This is a genomic window from Pseudescherichia vulneris (assembly GCF_902164725.1).
Classification (GTDB): Bacteria; Pseudomonadota; Gammaproteobacteria; order Enterobacterales; family Enterobacteriaceae; genus Pseudescherichia; species Pseudescherichia vulneris.
Map to the genome: position 1 here is coordinate 3,389,696 of NZ_LR607338.1, position 20,097 is coordinate 3,409,792.

The 20,097-nt window shown below is 58.8% G+C and carries 20 protein-coding genes; 12 read left to right on the forward strand and 8 right to left on the reverse strand.

Features of this window, described 5'->3' with window-relative positions:
- Window positions 1-55: 55 nt before the first annotated feature.
- Window positions 56-139, reverse strand: coding sequence for a small membrane protein YohP (gene yohP / locus FN633_RS14140; RefSeq protein ID WP_000698460.1), 84 nt, complete (start codon window positions 137-139; stop codon window positions 56-58).
- Window positions 140-319: 180 nt separating this feature from the next.
- Here yohP and FN633_RS14145 point away from each other — a divergent pair, with 180 nt between their 5' ends.
- The gene (locus FN633_RS14145; protein ID WP_154058136.1) at window positions 320-1,090 is read left to right on the forward strand and encodes an SDR family oxidoreductase; all 771 of its coding nucleotides are present in this window, start codon (window positions 320-322) and stop codon (window positions 1,088-1,090) included.
- 17 nt (window positions 1,091-1,107) lie between these two features.
- Here the strand turns inward: FN633_RS14145 and FN633_RS14150 are convergent, their stop codons facing one another.
- A complete protein-coding gene (locus FN633_RS14150; protein WP_154058137.1) occupies window positions 1,108-1,686 on the reverse strand; it encodes a DedA family protein in 579 nt (192 codons plus the stop codon).
- A 163-nt stretch (window positions 1,687-1,849) separates the two neighbouring features.
- On the opposite strand from FN633_RS14150, the gene FN633_RS14155 reads away from it, so the two are divergent.
- Together FN633_RS14155 and pbpG are read left to right on the forward strand one after the other, a co-directional pair.
- A complete protein-coding gene (locus FN633_RS14155; protein ID WP_154058138.1) occupies window positions 1,850-2,437 on the forward strand; it encodes a Yip1 family protein in 588 nt (195 codons plus the stop codon).
- 154 nt (window positions 2,438-2,591) lie between these two features.
- Window positions 2,592-3,545, forward strand: a complete 954-nt coding sequence (gene pbpG / locus FN633_RS14160; RefSeq protein WP_154058139.1) for a D-alanyl-D-alanine endopeptidase — start codon at window positions 2,592-2,594, stop codon at window positions 3,543-3,545.
- Between the two features lie 14 nt (window positions 3,546-3,559).
- Here the strand turns inward: pbpG and FN633_RS14165 are convergent, their stop codons facing one another.
- Both FN633_RS14165 and dld read right to left on the reverse strand, forming a co-directional pair.
- Window positions 3,560-4,114, reverse strand: coding sequence for a GNAT family N-acetyltransferase (locus FN633_RS14165; protein ID WP_154058140.1), 555 nt, complete (start codon window positions 4,112-4,114; stop codon window positions 3,560-3,562).
- A 14-nt stretch (window positions 4,115-4,128) separates the two neighbouring features.
- Window positions 4,129-5,859: a D-lactate dehydrogenase gene (gene dld, locus FN633_RS14170; RefSeq protein ID WP_154058141.1), complete on the reverse strand. Its 1,731-nt coding sequence runs from the start codon at window positions 5,857-5,859 to the stop codon at window positions 4,129-4,131.
- A gap of 185 nt (window positions 5,860-6,044) precedes the next feature.
- On the opposite strand from dld, the gene bglX reads away from it, so the two are divergent.
- The 5 genes from bglX to FN633_RS14195 all read left to right on the forward strand — a co-directional run bounded on the left by bglX (window position 6,045) and on the right by FN633_RS14195 (window position 12,192).
- Window positions 6,045-8,342, forward strand: coding sequence for a beta-glucosidase BglX (bglX, locus tag FN633_RS14175; protein ID WP_154058142.1), 2,298 nt, complete (start codon window positions 6,045-6,047; stop codon window positions 8,340-8,342).
- 97 nt (window positions 8,343-8,439) lie between these two features.
- Window positions 8,440-9,357: a glycine betaine ABC transporter substrate-binding protein OsmF gene (osmF, locus tag FN633_RS14180; RefSeq protein WP_154058143.1), complete on the forward strand. Its 918-nt coding sequence runs from the start codon at window positions 8,440-8,442 to the stop codon at window positions 9,355-9,357.
- A gap of 21 nt (window positions 9,358-9,378) precedes the next feature.
- Entirely contained in the window at window positions 9,379-10,533 is a 1,155-nt protein-coding gene (locus FN633_RS14185) for an ABC transporter permease (RefSeq protein ID WP_154058144.1), read from the forward strand.
- Complete coding sequence (locus FN633_RS14190; protein ID WP_154058145.1) at window positions 10,530-11,477, forward strand: ABC transporter ATP-binding protein; 948 nt, start codon at window positions 10,530-10,532, stop codon at window positions 11,475-11,477. Before FN633_RS14185 ends, FN633_RS14190 begins: the two co-directional genes overlap by 4 nt.
- Window positions 11,461-12,192: an ABC transporter permease gene (locus FN633_RS14195; protein WP_154058146.1), complete on the forward strand. Its 732-nt coding sequence runs from the start codon at window positions 11,461-11,463 to the stop codon at window positions 12,190-12,192. The genes FN633_RS14190 and FN633_RS14195 overlap by 17 nt, the downstream gene beginning before the upstream one ends.
- On the opposite strand, the gene FN633_RS14200 is transcribed toward FN633_RS14195, so the two are convergent.
- Both FN633_RS14200 and mlrA read right to left on the reverse strand, forming a co-directional pair.
- Window positions 12,173-12,280, reverse strand: coding sequence for a protein YohO (locus FN633_RS14200; RefSeq protein ID WP_144817161.1), 108 nt, complete (start codon window positions 12,278-12,280; stop codon window positions 12,173-12,175). The two genes, FN633_RS14195 and FN633_RS14200, sit on opposite strands and share 20 nt — an antisense overlap.
- Before the next feature lie 58 nt (window positions 12,281-12,338).
- On the reverse strand, window positions 12,339-13,070 hold the full coding sequence (gene mlrA / locus FN633_RS14205) for an HTH-type transcriptional regulator MlrA (RefSeq protein WP_154058147.1): 732 nt from the start codon (window positions 13,068-13,070) through the stop codon (window positions 12,339-12,341).
- Window positions 13,071-13,287: 217 nt separating this feature from the next.
- Between mlrA and FN633_RS14210 the strand changes: the two genes are divergently transcribed.
- Genes FN633_RS14210 through FN633_RS14220 form a run of 3 tightly spaced genes read left to right on the forward strand, consistent with a single transcriptional unit; the run spans window position 13,288 to window position 16,205 of the window.
- The gene (locus tag FN633_RS14210; RefSeq protein WP_154058148.1) at window positions 13,288-14,976 is read left to right on the forward strand and encodes a sensor histidine kinase; all 1,689 of its coding nucleotides are present in this window, start codon (window positions 13,288-13,290) and stop codon (window positions 14,974-14,976) included.
- Window positions 14,970-15,689 (forward strand): two-component system response regulator BtsR, encoded by a 720-nt coding sequence (btsR, locus tag FN633_RS14215; protein ID WP_154058149.1) that lies wholly within the window; start codon window positions 14,970-14,972, stop codon window positions 15,687-15,689. Before FN633_RS14210 ends, btsR begins: the two co-directional genes overlap by 7 nt.
- Window positions 15,690-15,737: 48 nt before the next feature.
- On the forward strand, window positions 15,738-16,205 hold the full coding sequence (locus FN633_RS14220) for a YehS family protein (protein WP_154058150.1): 468 nt from the start codon (window positions 15,738-15,740) through the stop codon (window positions 16,203-16,205).
- Window positions 16,206-16,248: 43 nt separating this feature from the next.
- On the opposite strand, the gene FN633_RS14225 is transcribed toward FN633_RS14220, so the two are convergent.
- Window positions 16,249-16,707, reverse strand: a complete 459-nt coding sequence (locus FN633_RS14225; RefSeq protein ID WP_042389775.1) for a YehR family lipoprotein — start codon at window positions 16,705-16,707, stop codon at window positions 16,249-16,251.
- An 85-nt stretch (window positions 16,708-16,792) separates the two neighbouring features.
- Window positions 16,793-18,826 (reverse strand): methionine--tRNA ligase, encoded by a 2,034-nt coding sequence (gene metG, locus FN633_RS14230; protein ID WP_154058946.1) that lies wholly within the window; start codon window positions 18,824-18,826, stop codon window positions 16,793-16,795.
- Between the two features lie 135 nt (window positions 18,827-18,961).
- Here metG and apbC point away from each other — a divergent pair, with 135 nt between their 5' ends.
- Entirely contained in the window at window positions 18,962-20,071 is a 1,110-nt protein-coding gene (gene apbC, locus FN633_RS14235) for an iron-sulfur cluster carrier protein ApbC (protein WP_154058151.1), read from the forward strand.
- Window positions 20,072-20,097: the final 26 nt, after the last annotated feature.

Below are 20,097 nucleotides of genomic sequence, written 5' to 3' on the forward strand. Positions count from 1 at the left end.
TGAAATGGATAACTAAACTTTGCCCCGTTGCGGGGGCCATATTCAGACCAACATCTTAGAAAATCATCTTAAACACGCCGGTTACCACCAACAGCCCAATCAGAAAAATAATTAAAATAGCCCAAAGTAAAATTTTCATCGTCCTGTCCTTTTGTCGTGACGTTTTGCTGATACCTCTGAAAGCATAGGCAATTATCTGCCGTTTTGCCTGGTCGCCGCAGAAAATGGCCCGCCTCCTTGCGATAGCCGGGAACTCTCTATACTTACTGTTCAGCTTTTTCGCGTTCTTCCCCTATCACTTCTTTTTGCGGAGGTTCTTATGGGCACGACAAACAAGGTTGCCATCGTCACGGCATCAGATTCAGGTATCGGCAAGCAGTGCGCGCTGGTATTGGCAAAGCAGGGGTACGACATTGGCATTACCTGGCACTCGGATGACGAGGGGGCAAAAGAGGTGGCAGAAGCCGTTACCTCGTTTGGCCGCCGGGCGGAAACCGTGCAGCTCGATCTGAGTAGCCTGCCCGAGGGCGCACAGGCCATTCAGACCCTGATCGATAAGTTCGGACGCATCGACGTGCTGGTCAACAACGCCGGGGCGATGAGCAAAGCGCCGTTTTTGGAGATGGCGTTTGAGGATTGGCGCACCGTCTTTACCGTTGACGTTGATGGCGCGTTCCTGTGCGCGCAGATCGCGGCCAGAAAGATGGTGGAGCAGGGCGAGGGCGGACGCATTATCAATATCACCTCCGTGCATGAGCGCACCCCGCTGCCGGAAGCCAGCGCCTACACCGCCGCCAAGCACGCCCTCGGCGGGCTGACCAAGTCGATGGCGATGGAGCTGGTGCAGCATAAGATCCTGGTGAACTCGGTAGCGCCGGGGGCCATCGCCACCCCGATGAACGACATGAAGGATGAAGATGTCGAGGAAGGCTCAATGCCAACCATTCCCCTGGCCCGCCCTGGCCACACCCAGGAGATTGCCAGCCTGGTGGGCTGGCTCAGCTCTGACGATGCGACCTATACCACCGGCCAGTCGTTTATCGTGGACGGCGGCTTTATGCTGGCCAATCCGCAGTACAAACCCCAGTAGGCCACAGGCGGGAGGGGCTACTCTCCCGTCTCTTTGTCTTTTGCCAGCCAGCGTTTGATCACCGCCCGCAGTACAAAGACGACAACGACCGCCACAATCAGCCATATCCAGTGCTTCAGGTGCTGGTCCAAAGTGTGCAGCCACGGGCCCACCACCTCTCCCCCTACGTAGCCGAGGGTAGTAAAGATCAGCGCCCAGACGATAGCGCCCACGATATTGAGCGGAATAAAAACCCGCGGTGACAGGCCGCTGGAGCCAATCAGCAGCGGGCCAATGATACGAAAGCCATACATAAAGCGGGTGCCGATTACGAAGAGCCACGGCCGTTTTTTTATTAACCGCTGGGCGCGATCGATTTTCTTCTGATGGCGCGAAAAGTGGCCTAATACGCGATCTCCCAGGCGGCGGCCAAGCAGGAAGAGCAGCTGATCGCCAATCATTCCCCCCAGCGCCACCGCCGCGACCACCAGCCAGAAGCGCAGCAGGCCCTGATGTGCCGCCACGCCGCCGAGCAGGGTAATGGTTTCACCTTCCGCCACGCTGCCCACGACGAGCGCGGCGTAACCGTAGTGCGCAATCAGGCTATTGATATCCATGCGGGTTCTGCTTCCTCCAGACGAAAAAGATTGTATAAGCATAGCGTCAGAAGAGGGTAGGCAGTGGAGCATCGCGGCAGAGGCTGCCTATTTGTACAAAAAATGATCGGCATTTGCATTATACTAAAGGCGTTATCATCAGGGCTGACAGCAAGGGGGCGTTATGAACCATGTCTGGGGACTCCTGTCCCATCCCGATCGTGAAATGAAAGTGATCAGAGGCGAAAACGAAACGATTTCGCACCACTATACCCACCACGTTCTACTGATGGCGGCAATCCCGGTTGTCTCTGCATTTATTGGTACGACCCAGCTCGGCTGGCACTTCGGCGAAGGTGTCTTCTCACGGCTGTCGCTCTCCACCGCGCTGTTACTCGGTATTCTTTTCTACGGCCTGATGCTGGCTGGCGTGGCGGTCATGGGGCGGGTTATCTACTGGATGGCGCGTAATATCCCCCAGCGGCCGTCGCTGGCCCGCTGCATGGTTTTTGCTGGCTATGTCGCCACGCCGCTCTTCTTAAGCGGCCTGGTGGCGCTCTACCCGCTGGTCTGGCTCTGCGCGCTGGTAGGCACGGCGGCGCTGTTTTATACCGGCTATCTGCTCTACGTCGGCATTCCGACCTTCCTGAACATTAATCAAGAGGAGGGGCTAAGCTTCTCCAGCTCGACGCTGGCGATTGGCGTGCTGGTGCTGGAGGTGCTGCTGGCGCTGACGGTGGTGTTGTGGGGTTACGGCTATCGTCTGTTCTGAACCGGGCGCAAACGATGGGTTACGTTCAGCAAAGAATCTTCTCTGGCGACAACGCATGATGGCAGCTATCATGCGTTGGCCAGCTTTTGCCATTTTCTGCCTGCAAAAGCGGTGTGCGTCATCACGCGCGTGAATAATCACCAGAAGTCTCACCATGCTGAAATTTCGTGTTTCCCTGTTAAGCCTTGCCCTGTTGCTGGCCGTCCCCGTCGCCCCTCAGGCGCTGGCAAAAACCGCTGCTGCCCCTGCTGCTACCGCTGCGCAACCTGAGATCGCCTCCGGCAGCGCGATGATTGTCGACCTGCAAACCAATAAAGTGATCTACGCCAGCCATCCGGATCTGGTGCGGCCGATTGCCTCTATCACCAAGCTGATGACGGCGATGGTGGTGCTGGATGCGCATCTGCCGCTGGACGAGCGTTTGAAGGTGGATATCAGCCAGACGCCAGAGATGCGTGGCATCTACTCCCGCGTGCGTCTGAACAGTGAAATTAGCCGTAAGAATATGCTGCTGCTGGCGCTGATGTCCTCAGAGAACCGCGCCGCCGCGAGCTTAGCCCACCACTATCCGGGCGGCTACGGTGCGTTTATTCGGGCGATGAATGCGAAGGCAAAATCCCTGGGCATGGTGAATACCCGCTTTGTGGAGCCGACCGGGCTGTCGATCCATAACGTCTCCACCGCGCGTGATTTGACGAAGCTGCTGATTGCCAGCAAGCAGTATCCGCTGATTGGCCAGCTCAGCACCACCCGGGAAGAGATGGCGACCTTCTCCAGCCCGGCCTATACCCTGCCGTTTCGCAATACCAACCATTTGGTCTATCGCGACAACTGGAATATTCAGCTGACCAAAACCGGCTTCACTAACGCCGCCGGGCACTGCCTGGTGATGCGGACGGTGATCAATAACAAACCGGTGGCGCTGGTGGTGATGGACGCCTTTGGCAAATACACCCACTTCGCCGACGCCAGCCGCCTGCGGACCTGGATTGAAACCGGTAAGGTGCAGCCTGTGCCAGCGTCGGCGCTGAGCTATAAGCGCCAGAAGGCAGCCCAGATGGCGATCAACGCCACCGGCAGCGCGGCGCAAACCGCGCAAAATGATTAATTAGCGATAAGTTACTACTCAGGCAGCGTCCAGTCTCCATCGTTGAGCGGGCGCTGCATGATTAGCGTATCCCGCCAGTCACCCTTCTTGTAGCCGACGCTGCGCAGCTGTCCCACCACGTCAAAGCCATGGCTTTTATGCAGACGCAGAGAACCTTCATTTTGAAGACCGTCGCCAATCACCGCCACCATCTGCCGCCATGGGCCCTCTTCACAGCGGTCGAGCAAGGCCTGCATCAACGTGCTGCCGATCTGCCGTCCAGTTAGAGTGGACTCAATGTAGATAGAGCATTCAAGGGTATAGCGATAGGCGTGGCGCGGGCGGTAGGGTCCCGCATAGCAGTAGCCGACGATAATGCCGCGATAGAGCGCCACCAGCCAGGGCAGACCCTCGCCGGTAATTTTCGCGATGCGCTGACGCATCTCGTCAATGGTGGGAGGCACCTCCTCAAAGGAGGCGCGGCCATGCAGAACATGCCAGGCGTAGATCGCTGAGATAGCGTGTACGTCGTCCGGCCTGGCATCGCGGACTTCAACGTCGGTTATGGCTAAAACATCAACAGCAGACATCGCGCTGTACTCCTTTACGACCGGGGCTGGTCAGCGCCTTCACCCCAGTACTTCCGCTTACTGGTTTTGCCAATGCCGGGATTCATGCTGTTAGTGGGATCGAGCTCGCGATAGTTGCGTTTCAGGCTCTCAGCCGCCTCATACAGATGCCCGACGTTATGTTCAGCCGGATACTGCGCGCCGCGCTCGTGCAGCAGCGCCAGCATCTGCGCTTTAAGCTCATGGACATCAACGCCTCGTTTGACGATGTAGTCCTGATGGAAAACGTGACAGAAAAAGTGGCCATAGTAAAGCTTATGCGTCAGTTTGCTGGCAATGGCTTCCGGCAGCGTTTCAAACCACTCGGTGTCATTGCGCCGCAGGGCGATATCCAGGGCCAGGATCTCCTCGACCTCATCGGCATGTACGGCCTGGTAACGGATGGCGGCCCCCGCCGCCGCGAAGCGGTGCAGGAAGGCTTTATTACCCTCCTCGGTGGTGCAGGCGAAGAAGCCGCCTTCGGCCTCGGTGAAATACTCTTTCAGCCAGCTCTGCGCTTCGGCGATGCCGTCCCCGGCCATTTTCAACAGCAGATGGTGCTCATACTTGTTGCGCCAGCTTTTCATACGCGGCGGCAGATGACCAGGGAAGACGCTGCCGACGCGCTGCATCAGGCGATCGGTGAAGTGGGGCTTAAACAGCGTCACCTTCTCCAGCATGGCGTCGGCGCGCCCTTTTAGGGTGAAGAGCAGCGGCATCTTGTCGGTGCCAAGCTTGTCGATCATCAGGAAGGTATCTTTGCCGTAGCGCTCGGCGATATCGTAGATATCCCGGTGCATATACTCTGCTGCCACCGGCAGATTATCAAAGTTGGCCAGCATATGGCGTCGGATCTCCGTCAGCACCGCCGGCTGGTTGGTGCCGATATAGAACACCTGCTGGCGCTTGGCGGCGGCAAAGGTATCGAGGCGCACGGCGAAGACCGCCAGCTTGCCCGCGCAGCCGGAGGATTCAAACAGACGATCCGGATCGGCATTGTAGCGCGCAGGGGTAGCGGCCTCGATATCGCGCACCCGCTCCACGTAGTCACTGTCATGGGCATGACGGCCATCGTGACGCACGTCAGCATCGGTAACGCGCTGGTCGTCGAGCTTGCTGAGGATCTGCTCTGGCGTCTCGCCGAGATCAATCCCCAGGTGGTTCACCAGCCGCAGCTGGCCCTGCTCGTCAATGCGGGCAAACAGTGACATCTCGGTGTAGGCCGGGCCGCGCTGCACCAGCGAGCCGCCGGAGTTGTTGCATACCCCGCCAATCACCGACGCCCCGATGCACGAGGAGCCAATCACCGAGTGCGGCTCCCGACCCAGCGGCTTCAGGGCTTTTTCCAGCGCATAAAGGGTGGTGCCAGGGTAGGCCAGCACCTGCTTGCCCTCATCGATTAGCTGGAGCCGATCGAGGCGCAGGGTGCTGATAATCACGATATCGCGATCGTAGTCGTTGCCGCTCGGCGTCGAACCTTCGGTCAGGCCGGTATTCGCCGCCTGCATTAAAATGATCTTATCGTTACGCACGCAGAGATTGAGCACGTGCCAGAGCTGCAGCAGTGTCTCGGGGAACACCACCGCCAGCGCCTTGCCCTCGCCGGAGCGGAAGCCTTTGCGGTAGCGGGCGGTCTTGGCCGGATCGGTAAGCAGCTGCGCATGGCCTACCAGCCGGGCAAGTTCGCTGAGAAAGAGGGTGTTATTTTGTAGGGGCACAGCAGACATTTTCCACTCCTTGTGGCCAGGCCAGAATCATCTGATAAAGCATAGCGCGGGAAAATCTATCCTGACGAACTAATTGCCAGAAAAATAAGAGAATAACCCTGCAAGGCGCGCTACGATTATGGCACACTGCTTTTTTTGCACGATCGGGCCGCTGAGTCGGCAGTTAACACAAGAGAGTGAACGACATGAAATGGCTATGTTCAGTAGGTGTCGCCGTAGGATTGGCGTTGCAACCTGCGCTGGCAGAGGATACGTCCGCGAATCATCCCCTGACGCCGGAGGCCCGGGACGCCTACGTCACGGATTTGCTCAAAAAAATGACGGTCGACGAAAAAATTGGCCAGCTACGCCTGATCAGCGTCGGGCCGGATAACCCGAAAGAGGCGATCCGCGACATGATCAAAGCCAGCCAGGTGGGAGCGATTTTCAACACCGTGACCCGTCAGGATATCCGTGCGATGCAGGACCAGGCGATGCAGCTTAGCCGCCTGAAGATCCCTCTCTTCTTCGCCTTCGACGTGGTACACGGTCAGCGCACCGTTTTCCCTATCAGCCTCGGCCTGGCCTCCTCCTTCGATCTTGACGCGGTCAAAACCGTAGGCCGCATCTCCGCCTATGAAGCGGCGGACGATGGTCTGAACATGACCTGGGCTCCGATGGTCGACGTGACGCGCGATCCGCGCTGGGGCCGTGGCTCTGAGGGCTTCGGAGAAGATACCTACCTTACCGCGATGATGGGCAAAACCATGGTCGAAGCGATGCAGGGCAAAAGCCCGGCGGATCGCTACTCGGTGATGACCAGCGTGAAACACTTCGCTGCCTACGGTGCTGTGGAGGGCGGGAAAGAGTACAACACCGTCGACATGAGCCCGCAGCGCCTGTTTAACGACTACATGCCGCCCTATAAAGCGGCGCTGGACGCTGGCAGCGGCGGGGTAATGATTGCCCTTAACTCGCTCAACGGTACCCCGGCCTCCTCTGATTCGTGGCTGCTGAAGGATCTCCTGCGCGGCGACTGGAAATTTAAAGGCATCACTATCTCCGATCACGGGGCGATTAAAGAGCTGATCAAGCACGGTACGGCGGCGGATCCAGAGGATGCGGTGCGCGTGGCGATCAAGTCCGGCGTCGATATGAGCATGGCTGATGAGTACTACAGCAAGTACCTGCCGGACCTGATCAAGAGCGGCAAGGTCACCATGGACGAGCTGGACGACGCCACTCGCCATGTGCTGAACGTCAAATATGACATGGGGCTGTTCAACGATCCCTATAGCCACCTTGGCCCGAAAGAGAGCGATCCGCAGGACACCAACGCCGAGAGCCGCCTGCACCGCAAAGAGGCGCGGGAAGTGGCACGCGAAAGCATGGTGCTGCTGAAAAACCGTCTGGAGACGCTGCCGCTGAAAAAATCCGCCACCGTGGCCGTGGTGGGACCGCTGGCCGACAGCAAGCGTGACGTGATGGGCAGCTGGTCTGCCGCCGGGGTGGTCGATCAGTCCGTGACCGTTCTGACCGGGATTAAAAACGCCGTCGGCAGCGAAGGGAAAGTGATCTTTGCGAAAGGCGCAAACGTCACCAACGACAAAGATATTATTACGTTCCTTAACCAGTACGAGCCAGCCATTCAGGTTGACGAGCGCACGCCGCAGGCAATGATTGACGAAGCGGTCAAGGCAGCGAACGACGCTGACGTGGTGGTCGCCGTCGTAGGCGAGTCTCAGGGCATGGCGCATGAAGCCTCCAGCCGGACCGACATCACTATTCCTCAGAGCCAGCAGGATCTGATTACCGCCCTGAAAGCCACCGGCAAGCCGCTGGTACTGGTGCTGATGAACGGCCGCCCGCTGGCGATGGTCAAGCAGGATCAGCAGGCGGATGCCATTCTAGAGACCTGGTTTGCCGGTACCGAGGGCGGCAACGCCGTGGCCGACGTGCTGTTTGGCGACTACAACCCGTCCGGCAAGCTGCCGATCTCCTTCCCACGTTCGGTAGGACAGATCCCGGTCTACTACAGCCACCTGAATACCGGCCGTCCGTACAACGCCGAGCACCCGAACAAGTATACCTCGCGCTACTTTGACGAGGCTAACGGGCCGCTCTATCCGTTTGGCTACGGCCTGAGCTACACCACCTTCCGCGTCTCTGACGTTAAGCTCTCTGCCCCGACGCTCTCGCGTGACGGCACGGTCACCGCCAGCGTTGACGTGACCAACACCGGCAAGCGGGAAGGGGCCACGGTGATGCAGATGTACATTCAGGACGTTACCGCATCCCAGAGCCGTCCGGTGAAGGAGCTGAAGGGCTTTGATAAGGTCAATCTCAAGCCGGGCGAGACCCAGACCGTCAGCTTCCCGATCGACATTAACGCCCTGAAGTTCTGGAATCAGAAGATGAAATACGATGCTGAACCAGGCAAGTTTAATGTCTTTATCGGCACCGACTCCGCCCGGGTAAAACAGGCGCAGTTCGAATTGCAATAATCAGAATAGCAATAACCAAAAGGGTCAGTTTACTGGCCCTTCTTTTTATGAGATGAGTAAGAGCGACCGCAATTTCAATAAGAATGAGGAAAGTGCAATGGCAATGATAAAAACAACGCTGGGCTCACTGGTATTGATGGCTGCCGTGAGCCTGCCTGCGCTGGCGGCTGAGCCAATCAAAGTCGGCTCGAAAATTGATACCGAAGGGGCACTGCTCGGCAATATTATTCTGCAAGTGCTGGAGAGCCACGGCGTAAAAACCGTCAATAAAGTTCAGCTGGGAACCACGCCGGTAGTGCGCGGGGCGATTACCTCCGGCGAGCTGGACATCTACCCAGAATACACCGGCAACGGCGCGTTCTTCTTTAAAGATGAGAACGATGCGGCGTGGAAAAATGCCCAGCAGGGCTACGAAAAGGTCAAAAAGCTCGACTTTGAGCAGAACAAGCTGGTGTGGCTGACCCCGGCTCCAGCCAATAACACCTGGACCATCGCCGTTCGCAAAGACCTGGCGGAGAAGAACAAGCTCACCTCGCTGGCCGATCTCAGCGGCTACCTGAAGAAGGGCGGGGACTTTAAGCTGGCGGCGTCGGCAGAGTTTATCGAGCGCGCCGATGCCCTGCCGGCGTTTGAAAAAGCCTACGACTTCAAGCTGGAGCAGAAGCAGCTCCTCTCCCTGGCCGGGGGCGATACGGCGGTTACCATTAAAGCGGCGGCCCAGCAGACCTCTGGCGTGAACGCGGCGATGGCCTACGGTACCGACGGCCCGGTTGCCGCCCTTGGCCTGCAAACCCTGAGCGATCCGCAAGGCGTTCAGCCGATCTATGCCCCGACGCCGGTAGTGCGTGAGGCGGTGCTAAAGGCGTATCCGCAGCTGGAAGCGTGGCTGAAGCCGGTATTTGCTAGCCTGGATGAGAAAACGCTCCAGCAGCTTAATGCCAGCATCGCCGTTGAAGGGCTGGATGCCAAGAAAGTCGCTGCCGACTATCTGAAACAGAAAGGGCTGGTGAAGTAACCCGCCCGACAGGACAGGAACGTGTCTATACGCTGTCATAACCGCGTCTTGCTGCTGCTGGTGGCATTAGCTTTGGCGGCAGCGCTGCTGCCTTTTGTCAACTATGCGCCCAATCGGCTGGTGTCCGGCGAGAGCCGGGCGCTGTGGCAGATTTGGCCGCACTCGCCCGGGCTGTGGCTTGTCGTACCGCTGATCTTTCTCGCGCTCTGCTTTCTGCCCCGGCGCTGGCCGCTAGTGGCGACGCTGGCGCTGGCTGAGCTGTGCTTTATTGTGCTGGTATGGGGGGCGGGCAAAGCCGCCACCGATCTGGCGCAGACGGGCAGCCCCCTGGCGCGCACCTCCATCGGCAGCGGCCTCTGGCTATGGCTGGCCCTGGCGCTGCTTGCCTGCAGCGACGCCATCCGCCGCCTTACCGTTAATCCCCTCTGGCGCTGGCTGTTACAGGCTCAGATCTGGCTGGTGCCGCTGCTGCTCCTGCACTTAGGGGCCTTGAATCATCTCTCGCTGATGAAAGAGTACGCCAACCGCCAGGACGTGTTTAACGACGCCCTGGCCCAGCACCTGGTTCTGCTGCTAGGGACGCTGCTTCCGGCGCTGCTGCTGGGCGGTGCGCTGGGGCTGTGGTGCTACCGCCATCCGGCGCGGCAGGCACCGGTATTTACCGTGCTCAACGTTATCCAGACCGTGCCCTCCGTGGCGCTATTTGGTCTGCTGATCGCCCCGCTGGCCGGGCTGGTTGCGCACTTTCCCACGCTTAGCCGGATAGGCATCGCCGGAACCGGCCTGACGCCCGCGCTGATCGCCTTGGTGCTTTACGCCCTGCTGCCGCTGGTGCGCGGGGTCGTGGCGGGCCTGAATCAGGTACCCAGAGACGTGCTGGAGAGCGCCGCCGGAATGGGGATGAGCGCCCGCCAGCGCTTCTTCCAGGTGCGCCTGCCGCTGGCCCTGCCGGTGCTGCTGCGTAGCCTGCGGGTGGTAACGGTGCAGACGGTGGGGATGGCGGTGATCGCCGCCCTGATTGGCGCGGGCGGCTTCGGCGCGCTGGTCTTCCAGGGACTGCTCAGCAGCGCCCTGGATCTGGTACTGCTGGGGGTGATCCCAACGATTGCCCTGGCGGTGGTAGTCGACGCACTTTTTGGCTTATGGATAGCGCTGCTGAAGGTAAAACAGCCATGATCGAGTTCACGCAGGTTAGCAAAATGTTTAACGGGCAGAGCGCGGTCAGCGATCTCAATCTGCACTTCAAAACCGGGGCGTTTTCGGTGCTGATCGGCACTTCGGGCTCCGGGAAATCCACCACCCTGAAAATGATCAATCGGCTGGTGGAGCACGACGCGGGCACGATCCGCTTTGCCGGGGAGGAGATCCGCAGCCTGCCGCTACTGGCCCTGCGGCGGCGCATGGGGTACGCCATTCAGTCTATCGGTCTCTTTCCCCACTGGACGGTGGCGCAGAATATCGGCACCGTGCCGCAGCTCCTGAAGTGGCCCCGGGCAAAAATCGACGCCCGCATTGACGAGCTGATGGCTCTGCTGGGGCTGGATCCGCAGCTGCGCGGGCGCTATCCGCACCAGCTTTCAGGCGGTCAGCAGCAGCGCGTCGGCGTGGCGCGGGCGCTGGCGGCCGACCCGGAGGTGCTGCTAATGGATGAACCTTTTGGCGCGCTGGATCCGGTGACCCGTGGCGCGCTCCAGCAGGAGATGAAGCGTATCCACCGCCTGCTGGGACGCACCATTGTGCTGGTCACTCACGATATCGACGAGGCGCTGCAGCTGGCGGACAACCTGGTGCTGATGGATGAGGGCAGGGTGGTGCAGCAGGGGACGCCGCTGGAGATGCTGACCCGTCCCGCGAATGAGTTTGTCCGCACCTTCTTTGGCCGCAGCGAGCTGGGCGTGCGGCTGCTCTCTCTGCGCAGCGTGGGTGATTACGTTCGCCCCGGCGAGCAGATAGACGGCGAGCCGCTTGATGCGGCTATGACCCTGCGCGACGCGCTCTCCGCGTTTGTTGCCCGTCGCTGTGAGGTGCTGCCGGTGGCCAACGCCGAGGGGGCACCCTACGGCGCGATCCACTTCCAGGATCTGCTTCGCGCGGAGGCCAGCCGTGAAAGCCATTCGTGATCCGCTTCTCTGGCTTATTGCGCTGTTTATCGCGCTGCTGGTGGCGCTGCCCTACAGCGGCGGCCTGTTTAGCGCGCTCTTCCCGGAGCTCTCACGGCCGCTCTATCAGCAGGAGAGCTTTATCTCCCTGACGCTGGCCCACTTCTGGCTGGTGGGCGTCTCCAGCGCGATAGCCGTGGTACTGGGCATTGGGGCGGGCATCGCCGTGACTCGTCCGGCGGGACTGGAGTTTCGCTCGCTGGTAGAGACCATCGCTGCGGTTGGACAGACGTTCCCGCCGGTGGCGGTGCTGGCCATCGCCGTGCCGGTGATGGGCTTTGGCAAAGAGCCGGCCATCATTGCGCTGACCCTCTACGGGGTGCTACCGGTTTTGCAGGGAACGCTGGCGGGTTTCGCGGCGCTTCCCGGTGGCGTGGTGAGCGTAGCGGAGGGGATGGGACTGAGCGGATGGCAGCGCCTGTTTAAGGTTGAGCTGCCGCTGGCCGCACCGGTGATCCTCGCCGGGGTACGAACCTCGGTGATAATCAATATTGGTACGGCGGCGATTGCTTCAACGGTAGGGGCAAATACGCTGGGGACGCCGATTATCATCGGCCTGAGCGGGTTTAACACCGCCTACGTTCTGCAGGGCGCGCTACTGGTAGCCCTGGCGGCAATTATTGTCGATCGCTGCTTTGAACGGCTGGCGCGCCGTCTTAGCCAGCATGCAAAATAAAGGTGTAGCCCGCCAGCATCACGCCGCCGATGCCGCCTACGGCCATCAGAAAGAAAAGGGTAACGATAGAAATTTTGGCTGCGTTCATAATGTGCTCCTTATTTACGCGGATAAGTATAACGTGAAGCGCAGCTGTTAATAAAACATTAAATGCCGAGCGGATAGATGGCATGCCCGGCGGCCTGCCATGTCGCCAACTGCTGCCGCTGTGCCGGGGTAGGAGCGTCACCGCACCACACCATCAGGGTATGGCCCTCAAACAGATCCGGGCGCAGCTGGTTAAGCGAGTTTGCCAGCACCTCCACGCGCCAGCCCTGCTCGCTAACCCGCCAGCCCTCCAGCCATAGCCGGGTGGTATCGTGAATATTCCAGCCAACGACCAGCGCATCCTTGTTGTGCTTCTTTCGGGACGCGGCAAGGGAGGCAGAGATATGATTGATTAAGATGCCGTCAAGCAGGCTAAGCATCGCCAGGAGGGTTGGCTGCTGGCAGCGCAGGCGGCGGCGAAGCGGGAGCAGCAGATGCAGGGTAAGCGTTTCGGCAGGGTAGTCGCGGGTGCGCTCCTTTAGCCACTGGCGCAGACGGGGAATATTGCCGTTTTGCAGCAGCTGCAGCAGCGCCTCCTGCTGGTCGCGCCAGCCGTTTGAGCCATCCAGCGACTCGTTAACCAGCAGCGCCTGGACTTTACTCACCGGCACGCCGGTGTCGATCCAGCGCTTGATTTCACGGATCAGGTCAATATCCGCATCGTTAAATAGCCGATGGCCGCCATCCGTGCGCTGCGGCTTCAGTAGTCCGTACCGCCGCTGCCAGGCGCGCAGCGTAACGGGATTGATATCACAGAGCAAAGCCACTTCACCAATCGTGTAAAGCGCCATGGTTTCACCTTTGCCAGCAGACTCCATTTCCCGAGGATCGATCTCCAGCCTACCAGAAGGGACCGATCGTTTTATGATCGCCTAGTAACAATTTCGTCAAATGATCGGTGCGATTTTGTGATAGTGAGCACGATTTGCTGAATTATTGCAATGCTTAAAAGAAAGTTACATCCACTCAATGTATGTTACGCGTTTTTACCGGGATGGACGCGCAGACATGTATGAATTTAATCTGGTCCTGCTGCTTTTACAGCAGATGTGCGTGTTTCTGGTTATCGCTTGGCTAATGAGTAAAACCCGGCTCTTTATCCCCCTGATGCAGGTCACCGTCCGGCTGCCGCACAAGCTGCTCTGCTACGTGACCTTCTCGATTTTCTGCATTCTGGGGACCTACTTTGGCCTGCATATCGAAGACTCTATCGCCAATACGCGGGCCATTGGCGCGGTGATGGGGGGGCTGCTGGGCGGTCCGGTTGTGGGCGCGCTGGTGGGATTTACCGGCGGCCTGCACCGCTACTCGATGGGCGGGATGACCGCCCTGAGCTGCATGCTCTCTACGATGGTTGAAGGGCTGCTCGGCGGGCTGGTGCACAGCATGCTGATCAAGCGCGGCCGCACCGACTACGTTTTTAACCCTCTGACGGCGGGGGCGATCACCCTGGTGGCGGAGCTGGTGCAGATGCTGATTATTCTGCTCATCGCCCGGCCCTTTGCCGACGCCCTGCATCTGGTAAGCAGCATCGCTGCGCCGATGATGGTGACCAACACCGTGGGCGCTGCGCTGTTTATGCGCATCCTGCTGGACAAGCGCGCCATGTTCGAAAAGTACACCTCGGCCTTCTCCGCCACCGCCTTAAAGGTCGCGGCCTCCACGGAGGGGATTTTGCGTCAGGGGTTCAACGAAGAGAACAGCATGAAGGTGGCCCAGGTGCTCTATCAGGAGCTGGATATCGGCGCGGTAGCCATCACCGACCGGGAGAAGCTGCTGGCGTTTAAGGGCATCGGTGACGATCACCATCTGCCGGGGCGGCCTATCTCCTCCGCCTGGACCAAAAAGACGCTGGAGACCGGCGAGGTGGTCTACGCCGACGGTAACGAGGTGCCGTACCGCTGCTCGCTGCACCCTCACTGCAAGCTCGGCTCGACGCTGGTGATCCCGCTGCGCGGTGAAAATCAGCGAGTCATGGGCACCATCAAGCTTTATGAAGCAAAAAACCGGCTGTTTAGCTCCATCAACCGCACGCTGGGGGAGGGAATTGCCCAGCTGCTGTCGGCGCAAATTCTGGCCGGGCAGTACGAGCGGCAGAAGGCCCTCCTGACCCAGTCGGAGATCAAGCTGCTCCATGCCCAGGTCAATCCGCACTTTCTGTTTAACGCGCTTAATACGCTAAAGGCGGTGATCCGCCGCGACAGTGACCAGGCGGGCCAGCTGGTTCAGTATCTTTCGACCTTTTTCCGTAAAAACCTGAAGCGTCCGTCGGAGGTGGTCACGCTGGCGGATGAGATTGAGCATGTGAATGCTTACCTGCAAATCGAGAAGGCGCGTTTTCAGGCCAACTTGCAGGTGACGCTGTACGTGCCCGATGCGCTGGCCCATCAGCAGCTCCCGGCATTTACCCTACAGCCGATCGTCGAAAACGCGATTAAGCATGGCACCTCGCAGCTGCTGGGCGTAGGGGAGATCACGATTCAGGCCAGTCAGGATCAACATCACCTGGTGCTGGATATTGAAGATAACGCGGGTCTCTATCAGCCGAAAACCGATGCCAGCGGGCTGGGGATGAGCCTCGTGGACAAGCGCCTGCGGGTGCGGTTTGGCGACACCTGCGGCATTACCGTGCAGTGCGAGCCGGATCGTTTTACCCGAGTTACCCTGCGACTGCCTCTGGAGGAGAACGCATGTTGAAAGTGTTGATTGTCGATGACGAGCCGCTGGCGCGGGAGAACCTGCGCGTTCTGCTGGAAGATGAGAGCGAGATTGAGATTGTCGGCGAATGTGCCAACGCCATTGAGGCGCTGGGGGCGGTGCATAAGCTGCGTCCGGACGTGCTATTTCTGGATATTCAGATGCCGCGCATCAGCGGGCTGGAGATGGTCGGCATGCTCGATCCGGAGCAGCGTCCTTACGTGGTGTTTCTCACCGCCTTCGACGAGTATGCGGTGAAGGCGTTTGAAGAGCACGCCTTTGACTATATGCTTAAGCCTATCGAGGCGGCACGGCTGGAGAAGACGCTTCACCGTCTGCGCCAGGCGCGGGGCGTGCAGGATATCTCCCTGCTGCCGGAGAACCAGCAGGCGCTAAAGTTCATCCCCTGCACCGGCCACAGCCGCATCTGGCTGCTGCAAATGGATGACGTGGCCTTTGTCAGCAGCCGAATGAGCGGCGTCTACGTCACCAACCATGAAGGCAAAGAGGGCTTTACCGAGCTGACGCTGCGCACCCTGGAGCAGCGTACGCCGCTGATGCGCTGTCACCGTCAGTATCTGGTGAATATGGCCCATCTGCAGGAGATCCGCTTTGAGGATAACGGCCAGGCCGAGCTGCTGCTGCGCGATGGCCATACCGTGCCGGTCAGCCGCCGCTACCTGAAAAATCTAAAAGAGGCGCTGGGGTTGTAACGTTCGGTGGTACACTGTGCGTTTGCGAAAATCACCGCTGAAGAGACTATGCTGAACAACGATATTTTACGTAGCCTGCGCTACACCCTGAAAGCCAACAACACCGAGCTGCAACGGATCTTTACCCTTGGCGGCGCAGAGGCCAGCGAGCAGCAGATTGCTGTCTGGCTGCGTAAAGAGGAAGAGGCAGGTTTCCAGGCCTGTCCGGACATCGTGATGTCGACCTTTCTCAACGGGCTGATCTATGCCCGCCGCGGCAAAGACGAGTCTGCCCCCGATCTCAAGGCCGAGCGCAAGCTGAATAATAATATTGTGTTGAAAAAGCTGCGGATCGCCTTTGCGTTAAAAACCGACGATATTCTGGCTATTCTGACTGAGCAGCAGTTCCGCGTCTCGATGCCGGAAATTACTGCAATGATGCGGGCCCCGGATCATAAAAATTATCGCGAGTGTGGGGATCAATTCTTCCGCTATTTCCTGCGGGGTCTGGCCGCTCGTCTGCACGCGGCTAAATAAGAGTAGTCTGCCCGGCAACTGGCGCTGCCGGGCATAAAGCAGATTACTTCACTTCTTTAAAGCCGCGAGACTCCAGCAGCTGTTCAGATTTTTTCATGCTGATACCTTCTTTGATTTCACCGGTAAACGCCGTGCCCTGCACTTTCTGCAGCGCGTCGCGATCAACTTTGGTGTAATCAACGGTTAAGGTCTCAGTGGCATAGGTATCCTGGTAGTCCAGGCTCTCGTCCACGCCTTTAATCTCTTTATACTGCTCGCTGATTGGCCCCAGACGCTGCATAGCCGCCTCTTTATTTGGGATCCCCAGCGCATCATAGTGCAGGGTATTTTTCGCCGTCTGGCGCAGCACGACGTCGTTTTTATAGTAATAGGTTAGCTCAACGTTGGTTTTACCGTCTGACCAGGTAAAGGTCTTACTCTCCTCTTTGTCGCCGCAGCCGCTCAAGGTAATTACCAGCAGTGCAGTAAACGCAGTAGCAATGATTTTTTTCACGATATTCATACTTTTCCCTTATTTAAAATAACCCTGTCCCTAGAATCATAGCGCAATAAAAAAAGGGTGCTCTGTTTACAGCACCCTTTGCGGATTATTTAACCTGTTGTCCCGGCTGCGCACCGCTGTCCGGGCTCAGCAGGAAGATATCCTTCCCGCCAGGACCGGCGGCCATCACCATGCCTTCGGAGAGACCAAAGCGCATCTTGCGCGGCGCAAGGTTTGCGACCATCACCGTCAGGCGGCCCACCAGCGCGGCCGGATCCGGATAGGCAGAGCGAATGCCGGAGAAGACGTTACGCTTCTCACCGCCGAGATCCAGGGTCAGACGAAGCAGCTTGTCGGAGCCGTCAACGAACTCGGCGTTCTCGATCAGCGCCACGCGCATATCGACCTTAGCGAAGTCGTCAAAGCTGATGGTCTCCTGAATCGGATCGTCTGCCAGCGGGCCGGTGACCGGCGCAGCGGCAGCTTTCACCTCTTCTTTAGAGGCCTCGACCAGGGCGTCGACCTGCTTCATCTCGATACGGTTATACAGCGCCTTAAAGGTATTCACCTTGTGGGCCAGCAGCGGCTGCTGGATAGCATCCCAGGTCAGCTCGGTGTTCAGGAACGCTTCGGCGCGCGCGGCCAGCTGCGGCAGCACCGGCTTCAGCCAGGTCATCAACACGCGGAACAGGTTAAGCCCCATGGTGCAGATGGCCTGCAGATCGGCATCGCGGCCCTCCTGCTTCGCCACCACCCACGGTGCTTGCTCGTCAACGTAGCGGTTTGCCACGTCAGCCAGGGCCATGATCTCACGCACCGCTTTACCAAACTCGCGGCTCTCCCAGGCTTCGCCAATGCTGGCTGCCGCATCGGTGAAGGTTTTATACAGCGCCGGATCCGGCAGCTCGGCCGCCAGCACGCCGTCAAAGCGCTTGGCGATAAAGCCCGCGTTACGGGAGGCGAGGTTCACCACCTTGTTAACGATGTCGGCATTTACGCGCTGGACGAAATCTTCCAGGTTCAGGTCGATATCATCGATGCGCGACGAGAGCTTGGCGGTGTAGTAGTAGCGCAGGCTGTCGGCGTCAAAATGGTTTAGCCAGGTGCTGGCTTTAATGAAGGTGCCGCGCGATTTGGACATCTTAGCGCCGTTCACCGTCACGTAGCCGTGCACGAACAGATTGGTCGGCTTACGGAAGTTGCTGCCTTCCAGCATCGCCGGCCAGAACAGGCTGTGGAAGTAGACGATATCCTTGCCGATAAAGTGATACAGCTCGGCGGTAGAGTCTTTCTTCCAGTATTCGTCGAAGCTGGTGGTGTCCCCGCGCTTGTCGCACAGGTTTTTGAACGAGCCCATGTAGCCGATCGGCGCATCCAGCCAGACGTAGAAGTATTTGCCCGGCGCGTTCGGAATTTCAAAGCCGAAGTAGGGCGCATCGCGGGAGATATCCCACTGCTGCAGGCCGGATTCGAACCACTCCTGCATTTTGTTAGCAACCTGCTCCTGCAGCGCGCCAGAGCGGGTCCAGGCCTGCAACATTTCGCTGAACGACGGCAGGTCAAAGAAGAAGTGCTCAGAGTCACGCATCACCGGCGTTGCGCCAGAGACCACTGACTTCGGCTCGATCAGCTCGGTTGGGCTGTAGGTCGCGCCGCACACTTCGCAGTTATCGCCATACTGATCCGGCGACTTACATTTCGGGCAGGTGCCTTTTACAAAACGGTCCGGCAGGAACATGCCTTTCTCTGGATCGTAGAGCTGAGAGATGGTGCGGTTCTTAATAAAACCGTTCTCTTTCAGGCGGCCGTAGATCAACTCAGACAGCTCGCGGTTCTCTTCGCTGTGCGTAGAGTGGTAGTTGTCATAGCTGATATCAAAGCCAGCAAAATCGGTCTGGTGCTCCTGGCTCATCTCACCGATCATCTGCTCCGGGGTAATGCCGAGCTGCTGGGCTTTCAGCATGATTGGCGTGCCGTGGGCGTCGTCGGCGCAGATGAAGTTGACGTCGTGGCCGCGCATTCGCTGGTAACGGACCCAGACATCAGCCTGGATGTGCTCCAGCATATGGCCGAGGTGGATGGAGCCGTTTGCGTACGGCAGCGCGCACGTTACCAGAATTTTTTTCGCGACTTGAGTCATAGTGAGCATTACGTCTTCTGTAAAAAAAGGGGGTTTGATATTACCAAATGGGGCACTATTAAGTAAGCACAAACCTTTTTCTTTCAGGTAAACTTGCTACACGAGCTTTTCACCTACAAGAACAGAGGAGTCGGGATGAACTCTCAATCCCAGGCCAAATCACCGGAAGCCCTGCGAGCAATGGTAGCCGGAACGCTGGCGAATTTTCAGCACCCCACCCTGAAGCATAATCTCACCGCATTAAAAGCCGTGCACCACGTTGCCTGGCTGGATGATACCGTGCACATCGAACTGCTGATGCCGTTCGCCTGGCGCAGCGCGTTTGAGGAGCTGAAGGAGCAGTGCAGCGCCGAGCTGCTGCGCATCACCGGCGCAAAAGCTATCGACTGGAAGCTGTCCCACACCATCGCCACGCTGAAGCGTGTTAAAAACCAGCCGGGCATCAACGGCGTGAAGAACATTATTGCCGTCAGCTCCGGCAAGGGCGGGGTAGGGAAGTCCTCTACCGCAGTCAACCTGGCGCTGGCGCTGGCCGCCGAAGGGGCGAAGGTCGGTATTCTTGATGCCGATATCTACGGTCCGTCAATCCCGGCAATGCTGGGCACCGAGGGCAATCGTCCTACTTCCCCGGACGGCACCCACATGGCACCGATCATGGCCCATGGGCTCGCAACCAACTCTATCGGCTATCTGGTTACCGACGATAACGCGATGGTGTGGCGCGGCCCGATGGCCAGCAAGGCGCTGCTGCAGCTGCTGCAGGAGTCAATGTGGCCGGATCTGGATTACCTGGTGCTGGACATGCCGCCGGGCACCGGGGATATCCAGCTGACGCTGGCGCAAAACATCCCGGTTACCGGGGCGCTGGTGGTGACCACTCCGCAGGATATCGCGCTGATCGACGCCAAAAAAGGCATCGTGATGTTTGAGAAGGTAGAGGTTCCGGTGCTGGGCATCGTCGAGAACATGAGCATGCACATTTGCAGCAACTGCGGTCATCACGAAGCCATCTTCGGCACCGGTGGCGCAGAGAAGCTGGCCGAGCAGTATCACACTGAACTGCTGGGACAGATGCCGCTGCACATTACGCTGCGAGAGGATCTCGATAACGGCACGCCGACGGTGATCCATCGTCCTGATAGCGAGTTCACCGCCCTCTACCGTCAGCTGGCCGGGCGCGTTGCCGCTCAGCTCTACTGGCAGGGCGACGTGATCCCATCAGAGATCGCCTTCCGCGCGGTGTAATAGTTATTGCCGGGCCTACATCCTGC